The sequence below is a fragment of the Acinetobacter sp. UBA2063 genome, assembly GCF_002333245.1.
GTDB lineage: Bacteria > Pseudomonadota > Gammaproteobacteria > Pseudomonadales > Moraxellaceae > Acinetobacter > Acinetobacter parvus.
The window spans coordinates 1-6,887 of record NZ_DDAH01000014.1 but is presented as its reverse complement, the minus strand read 5'-3'; the positions used below and the strand labels follow the sequence as shown (position 1 = coordinate 6,887).

At 42.2% G+C, this 6,887-nt stretch carries 8 protein-coding genes and 2 pseudogenes; 5 read left to right on the top strand and 5 right to left on the bottom strand.

The features are described from left to right. The 3 genes from B4H32_RS00640 to B4H32_RS00630 form a co-directional block, all read left to right on the top strand. Positions 1-311, top strand: a 311-nt coding sequence (locus B4H32_RS00640; RefSeq protein WP_286799120.1) for a sulfatase-like hydrolase/transferase, incomplete at its 5' end; no start/stop codon positions are given. Positions 312-325: 14 nt separating this feature from the next. Then, a complete protein-coding gene (locus B4H32_RS00635) occupies positions 326-1,003 on the top strand; it encodes a response regulator transcription factor (RefSeq protein WP_286799119.1) in 678 nt (225 codons plus the stop codon). Positions 1,004-1,009: 6 nt separating this feature from the next. After that, positions 1,010-2,347, top strand: coding sequence for an ATP-binding protein (locus B4H32_RS00630; RefSeq protein WP_286799118.1), 1,338 nt, complete (start codon positions 1,010-1,012; stop codon positions 2,345-2,347). A gap of 6 nt (positions 2,348-2,353) precedes the next feature. On the opposite strand, the gene B4H32_RS00625 is transcribed toward B4H32_RS00630, so the two are convergent. The 5 genes from B4H32_RS00625 to B4H32_RS00605 all read right to left on the bottom strand — a co-directional run bounded on the left by B4H32_RS00625 (position 2,354) and on the right by B4H32_RS00605 (position 6,467). Continuing rightward, positions 2,354-3,163, bottom strand: coding sequence for a lipopolysaccharide kinase InaA family protein (locus B4H32_RS00625; RefSeq protein WP_004681551.1), 810 nt, complete (start codon positions 3,161-3,163; stop codon positions 2,354-2,356). A gap of 52 nt (positions 3,164-3,215) precedes the next feature. Next, entirely contained in the window at positions 3,216-3,932 is a 717-nt protein-coding gene (locus B4H32_RS00620; RefSeq protein WP_286799109.1) for a phosphatase PAP2 family protein, read from the bottom strand. 409 nt (positions 3,933-4,341) lie between these two features. After that, positions 4,342-5,529, bottom strand: a complete 1,188-nt coding sequence (locus B4H32_RS00615) for an ammonium transporter (protein WP_286799107.1) — start codon at positions 5,527-5,529, stop codon at positions 4,342-4,344. A gap of 237 nt (positions 5,530-5,766) precedes the next feature. Then, complete coding sequence (locus B4H32_RS00610; RefSeq protein ID WP_004681547.1) at positions 5,767-6,201, bottom strand: type II toxin-antitoxin system VapC family toxin; 435 nt, start codon at positions 6,199-6,201, stop codon at positions 5,767-5,769. A 92-nt stretch (positions 6,202-6,293) separates the two neighbouring features. Continuing rightward, entirely contained in the window at positions 6,294-6,467 is a 174-nt protein-coding gene (locus B4H32_RS00605; protein WP_004681546.1) for a type II toxin-antitoxin system Phd/YefM family antitoxin, read from the bottom strand. 66 nt (positions 6,468-6,533) lie between these two features. Here B4H32_RS00605 and B4H32_RS12735 point away from each other — a divergent pair. Then, positions 6,534-6,645: pseudogene (locus B4H32_RS12735) on the top strand (molecular chaperone DnaJ); the annotation flags it as partial. Between the two features lie 89 nt (positions 6,646-6,734). Next, positions 6,735-6,887: pseudogene (locus tag B4H32_RS00600) on the top strand (molecular chaperone DnaJ); the annotation flags it as partial.

The window sequence follows — 6,887 nt, the reverse complement described above, 5'->3', positions numbered from 1 at the left end:
ATACAACGAAATATCAAACTGCTTTGTGGTATTTATCTGATCATGGGGAGTCCACAGGTGAAAGCGGTATGTATTTGCATGGTGCGCCTTATGCGATTGCACCAACGCAACAAACCCATATCCCGATGCTGATGTGGTTCTCCACTGTCTGGCAACATCAGGCAAAACAACAGGTCAAGTGTTTGGCACAACAGGGCAGGCAGGAGTTGAGTCAGGATAACCTGTTCCCGACCATGCTGAGCCTGCTAGATGTGAAAAGCAAGGTGATCGACCCGAACAACGATATGCTGGCAGCATGTCCTAATCCATAAGGTGTGATGAAATCATGACCAAAATCTTGATGATCGAAGATGATTTTATGATTGCAGAGTCAACAATGACCCTGCTGCGCTATCATCAGTTTGAAGTGGAGGGAGTCAATAATGGGGTCGATGGCTTGGCATTGCTGACCAAACAGGCGTTTGACCTGGTTTTATTGGATCTTGGTTTACCGCTTATGGATGGCATGCAAATCCTGAGACAAATCCGCCAGCGCACCTCAATTCCTGTTCTGATTATCTCTGCACGGGATCAGTTGCAGAATCGGGTGGATGGACTGAATCACGGCGCGGATGATTATCTGGTTAAGCCTTATGAGTTTGATGAATTGCTTGCCCGTATCAATGCACTATTGCGTCGAGGAAATGCCGAAACCGCCTTACTGAAAAATCAGTCACAGTTACTTAAAAGTGGCGAGTTGACGCTGGATGTGGAACAGCATTTGGCGACTTTTAAAGGGCAGCACATTGAATTGTCCAACCGTGAATGGGCCATCCTGATCCCAATGGTGACGCATCCCAATAAAATCTTTTCCAAAGCCAACCTTGAAGACAAGCTATATGATTTCGATAGTGAGGTGACAAGCAACACCATTGAGGTGTATGTCCACCATTTGCGTGCCAAGCTTGGCAAGGACTTTATTCGAACCATTCGTGGGCTAGGCTACAGACTGGGACAACCCTGATTATTTATGAAAAAAATGAAGCAATATTCACTGAAAAAAAGACTGATTTGGGGAACATCTGTCTTTAGTCTCCTGCTTGGATGCTTGCTGATTTTTACCGCCTATAAAATTGCCCTGCATGAGGTCAATGAAATTCTGGATACCCAGATGCAGTATATGGCTGAACGTTTCGCCGTTGAACCGATCATAAAGATTGCCAGCAAAATAGAACTGCACCGAAGTTACCATGAAGAGGATTTACTGGTTGATATTTGGGCATATAAAGATCAAAGCCATCTTTGGCACCAAACCCATTTACTGGTTCCACCTGTAAAACAGGCGGGTTTCTATAGCCAACAAACCGCACAGGGCACATGGCGAGTCTATGTGTTTCCCTTAAAGGATTATCAAATTCAGATTAGCCAGCAGGAAAAGGTACGTCAAAGCTTTGCATGGGAACTGGCAGGCAGTATGTTTATTCCCTATGTGCTATTGCTGCCATTCGCAATTATTGTACTGGCCTTTATTATCAGTTTAAGCCTAAAACCGCTAGAAGATTTTAAAGCTGAGCTGACCCAGCGTGGATCTGAGGGATTGGCACCGATTGATAGTGAGGAATATCCGCAGGAACTGATTCCAACCATTGAGGAAATGAACCATTTATTTGAACGTATCCAGCACGCACAGACCGAACAGAAACAGTTTATTGCCGATGCAGCACATGAACTCAGAACGCCTGTTACCGCCTTGAACCTGCAAACCAAGATTCTGATTAGTCAGTTTCCTGAACATGAGGCTTTGCAAAACCTCAGTAAGGGGCTGGCACGTATTCAGCACTTGGTAACACAGTTGCTGGCCTTGGCAAAACAGGATGTTGGATTAAGCCTGATTGAACACAATACCAGGTTTTGCCTGAATGATGTGGCACTGAACTGCGTGGAGCAACTGGTCAATCTGGCAATGGAGAAAGAAATTGATCTGGGCTTTGAGCGTAATGACCTGATTGAAATGCAAAGCCTTGAGCCAACCGTTCACTCGATTATCTTTAACCTGATTGATAATGCGATCAAGTACACTCCGAATCAGGGCATCATCAATATTTCGGTTTATGATGATACCGATGGCTTTGCCTACGTGCAGATTGATGACAGCGGGCAGGGCATTGATCCAGACCAATACGACAAGGTTTTGAAGCGTTTTTACCGTGTGCATCATCATCTGGAAGTGGGCAGCGGTCTTGGACTTTCAATTGTGGATAAGGCCACGCAGCGTTTGGGTGGCACACTCACTTTATCAAGAAGTATTGATTTAGGCGGTTTATCGGTGCTGGTAAAACTTCCTAAAAAACTGGAGCATCATGCATAGAGAAAACTATGCTGATGCCTTTTCAGCGTGTTCTTTAAGGTCGCGCAGAAACAACACACATTTCTGAATACGTTTTCCATCATTACCGACCTTGCTTACATTGAAATTAAGTACCCAGCTCAGGCGTTTTCCAACCTTGGCAATGTCCTTATAGACTTGCGGCTCAGCAAGCAGCGCTTTGTACAGGATGAGGCTGGCATCATTTAATTGTTCAAATTCAAAATGATAGGCCGTTGAGAAAATAAACAGCAACCAGTCACGTACAAAGCAGTCATGCAGGCTGAGTACATCACGTGGATCAGTTTCAAAGTCAATAAAGCTAAACTGATTCTGCTCATCGACTAGAATATTGCGTGCAAAGGCTTCACTTAAATACCCACCTTTCTGATGTATGCTTTGAATGGACTGAATTGCCTGGGTAAATAGTAGAAATTGTGCATCAGGATTTTCCTTGCGGCGGGCAAGCGCCTGATCTAGTTGCTGAATCTGGCTTTGATGCTGTATTCCAATGTCCTGTAATAAAATGCCTTTTTCCGAAACTGCCAACACATTTGGCGTGGAAACCCCTAATGCTCTGAGTTGCTGAATACGCTTGAATTCACACTGAATTGCGATTGATCCCCCTCGGTTGGGAACAGGCATGATTGCACCGAGGTTGAATATTTTTGCCAGCCATTTCAGTGGGGTGTAGAGCCATAAACCATGACGCTCGGAAGCCTTTTTAAGCCAGACCTTGCCGATGTTGAGTTGGTAGGCCTCAATCGAATTCTGTTGTGTGGTTAAAGACGATTCTAAAAAAGTTTGAAAGTCAGACATAGGCCAGCAAAAAACATCCTGATGTTTATAAACACTTACTTGTATTAGGTGTTCACTTTACCACATCAAGCTGCGCTTGCGGTACGGAATTACGGTCGGGGAGCGATACGTGGTATTTTTCAGTGACCGCATAGAGAACAAAGTTAATGGTCAGGCAAATCCAGCCTGTCCAGAGATTATGGCTGAGGAAGTGTGCGCCACGCATCATCTGTGCCCAGCCCATCGCAAAACCCAGTGTTAAACCTGCAAATAAATAAAACCATGCACGTTTTCTGTCCTGTAAACGGTAGGTAAAGTAGCCTGTGAGCAAGGCAAAGCCTGTGCTGGCATGTCCACCTGGAAAGCAGTGTCCCGCAGTTGCGGAGAAATCCCAGACAAAACCCGTTGTGGTTGCGTGTGTCATATTCCAGGGGCAGGCATGGGCTGAGTGGGCTTTTAGGAAACCGATAGCACAGGTACACAGCATACTGACCCAGAACATATAGCCATATTGCCAACGTCTTGCTTTCAGTTTCTCAACCTTAAATGATAAACACCAAAGTACAAAAAAGATGATGTAGACCACTGTCAGGATTTTCTTCACATAAGTATGACTTAGGATGGCTAAATACCAGTCGCCCTTTAATTGGAAATGTCCTGTGCTATCCACCCAGGGTTGAATAAGAGATAAATCAATCTGTCCAGCGACTGGAAATACAAAAATCAATACCAACCCGCTGAGAATAAGTAGGCAACTGTTCCATAAGAGAAAAGGGGATTTCATTAACATAATGAATAAATAATAATGGCGCAGATTGGACTGAGATTTAAAATGATGGAACTTAATATAAAATTAACCAAAACTTAAAGAAAAATTAAATTTATTTGAATGATAATTTTTATTATTATCTGATGTTACTCAGTAAGTGTATTTTTGGGTACTTTCACCACAATATATTGTGGTTGAATTTTTGAAAATTTACAACATATAGGCTAGGTGCGTAACATCAGTTATTATAATAAAAATGTTATTCATATTATAAGGTAATACAAATTTATAAAATAAATGTGGAGCGAGCTAATACATTTAAAATGTATGTTTGAAATAATTTTTTTATGTTTAAAATTATTCCCTTGTAGTGAGGTCTGCACATACAAGGGAAATTTTAGGAATACTTGTTTCTAATCATTAAACCACATCAGAATATGGATTCTTCAGAGTTTGCCGAAATTTTGTGAATGGAAAGGTCTGCACCGCGATATTCATCTTCCTGAGAAAGACGGATACCCAAAGTCGCCTTTAAGATGCCGTACACGACAAAACCACCAATCAGCGCAATGATAATACCTAAGCCTGTACCAATGATTTGGGAAATGATGGACTCGCCACCCAAACCGCCTAAAGCCTGCTGACCCAAAATACCCGCAGCGATGCCACCAAATGCACCACAGACACCGTGTAAAGGCCATACCCCCAGTACATCATCTACCTTGAGCTTGTTTTGTGTATAAGTAAACAGGTAAACAAACAGGGCACCTGCAACGCCGCCAATGAATAATGCACCAATAGGATGCACAATATCCGAACCCGCACAGATTGCGACCAAACCTGCCAATGGACCATTGTGCAGGAAACCAGGGTCATTTTTACCCATAAAGTTTGCAGCCAATGTACCGCCAACCATTGCCATCAGTGAGTTGATTGCCACCAAACCAGAGATGGCCTCCACCCGTTGCGCACTCATCACGTTAAAGCCAAACCAGCCTATAATCAGAATCCATGAGCCTAAAGCAAGGAATGGAATTGATGATGGTGGATGGGCACTGACACGGCCATCATTCTTATAGCGACCATTTCGAGCACCCAGCAGGATTACCGCCGCCAATGCAATCCATCCACCCATGGCATGTACAACGACTGAGCCTGCAAAGTCATGGAACCCTGCACCAAAGGTTTTTTCCAGCCAACCCTGCAAGCCATAATTGCCATTCCAGATCATGCCCTCAAAGAACGGATAGATCAGTGCGACCAGAATCAGCGTGGCAATGGCCTGGGAGCGCATTTTGGCACGTTCAGCAATACCACCAGAGATAATCGCTGGAATGGCGGCGGCAAAGGTGAGCAGGAAGAAACAGCGCATCAGGTTGTAGCCATGATCGGCAGCCAAGGTAGTGCCCGCATGGAAAAAATTCTGTCCGTATGCAATCCAGTAGCCCACAAAGAAATAGGCAATAGCTGAAATGGCAAAATCAGTTAAGATTTTGCTGAGCGCATTGACCTGGTTTTTATGGCGTACTGTACCCAGTTCCAAAAATGCAAAGCCAGCATGCATTGCCAATACCAGTACTGCACCGAGCAGTAAGAAAAATAGATCTACGTTTTGCATAGTAGTGCTCAAAAAAAGTGCTAAATTCGGTTTTGATACAAATATTTGATTCGTTTTTTGCACCAAAATAGATTTAGTAAATCTAAAAACTCAAGTTGTCGTGAAACAACTCAATTTGATGAATTTTATAATGCAAAAAACGCACCAATTTAGAATTTAAATTGTAATTTTGATGAAAAGTGGTGCGATTTGCTTAAAAAGAGCACAAAATTGTTGCTGAATATGGAAAAAATCGGGTTATCTAAACCAATTGACCAACCTTAAACCTGAAATATTTTGAAAGTCTTTGCTATTACGAGTGACTAAAGCTAAGCCTTGAGCCATTGCGATTGCTGCAATCTGTCCATCTGCAAAGGGAATATTAAGCCCATTTTGTTGTGCTTCTAAGCGAATTTCAGCATGAATTTTGGCAGCAGATTCATGATAAGAAAGAGTGGGAATCAGACTGACAATGTCATGTAAAAAAGAACCAATCATTTCTTTACCTTGCCCTTGAGGCATTTTAAGCCAACCAAATCGAAGTTCATTCCAAACTAAGCTCGGAATTGCAATTTCATGTTGATACAGTTGAAATTGCGAAATGACATGCTGATTGGGTTGTGGCTTGATCAATTCAGAAATGATGTTGGTATCTAGGAGATAACTAATATGAGATAGGGTAGAATTTACCATGAAAAATTTCGCCCCTGTTCTTGTGAGCGTTCAGGCTGAAAATCATCAGTCTCATTTTGTAAATCTTGTATATGTTGTTGATGCCATGCTGATCATGCCTGCATAAGACTTTGTGGCTGATGACCTAATTTTTGATAGTCATTGAAAGATAAGAGCACCGCAGAGGTTTGCCCTCGTTGTGAAATAAAAATCGGTTGACCTTGTTTGCTTTGTTGTATCAGTTGCGCAAGATTGGCTCGGACTTGGCTAAATGGAATGTTGTTCATATTATTTGTCCTATTTAGATGTACATTTGAATTGTACATTTTGTAAGGCGAGTCTAGTAAGTATAAGATGCCGATTGTACTGATTTAAAGCCGCAGTTGAAGTGGGAAAAAAGAACGTTTAAAGTATATGAAAAAGCTGAGTGGCGGGGAGATGTTGTTGGGGCATGGGGTTTTATGAGATAAGAATTTTACTTTTAAAACAAATGGTCGTAGGCATGCTTTCTGTTAAAATATTGAGTCAAATCGCATTTGTATTGAAATAAAGTCATGAGCATTTTAGATTTAAGTTTGTATCAAGAAACTGAAAATTTATCTCCACAACAAAAAAAGTTTAATCGTCAGATTCAAAAAATTGAGAAATTACAACTCTCTTTGGTTGAGTGGCAACAAGCACAACAAAAAGTACAGCAGGATGCAAGT

Coding starts and splice junctions, on each gene's coding strand:
- B4H32_RS00635 (WP_286799119.1), top strand. CDS start 326: ATGACCAAAATCTTGATGATCGAAGATGATTTTATGATTGCAGAGTCA.
- B4H32_RS00630 (WP_286799118.1), top strand. CDS start 1,010: ATGAAAAAAATGAAGCAATATTCACTGAAAAAAAGACTGATTTGGGGA.
- B4H32_RS00625 (WP_004681551.1), bottom strand. CDS start 3,163: ATGTCTGACTTTCAAACTTTTTTAGAATCGTCTTTAACCACACAACAG.
- B4H32_RS00620 (WP_286799109.1), bottom strand. CDS start 3,932: ATGTTAATGAAATCCCCTTTTCTCTTATGGAACAGTTGCCTACTTATT.
- B4H32_RS00615 (WP_286799107.1), bottom strand. CDS start 5,529: ATGCAAAACGTAGATCTATTTTTCTTACTGCTCGGTGCAGTACTGGTA.
- B4H32_RS00610 (WP_004681547.1), bottom strand. CDS start 6,201: ATGGTAAATTCTACCCTATCTCATATTAGTTATCTCCTAGATACCAAC.
- B4H32_RS00605 (WP_004681546.1), bottom strand. CDS start 6,467: ATGAACAACATTCCATTTAGCCAAGTCCGAGCCAATCTTGCGCAACTG.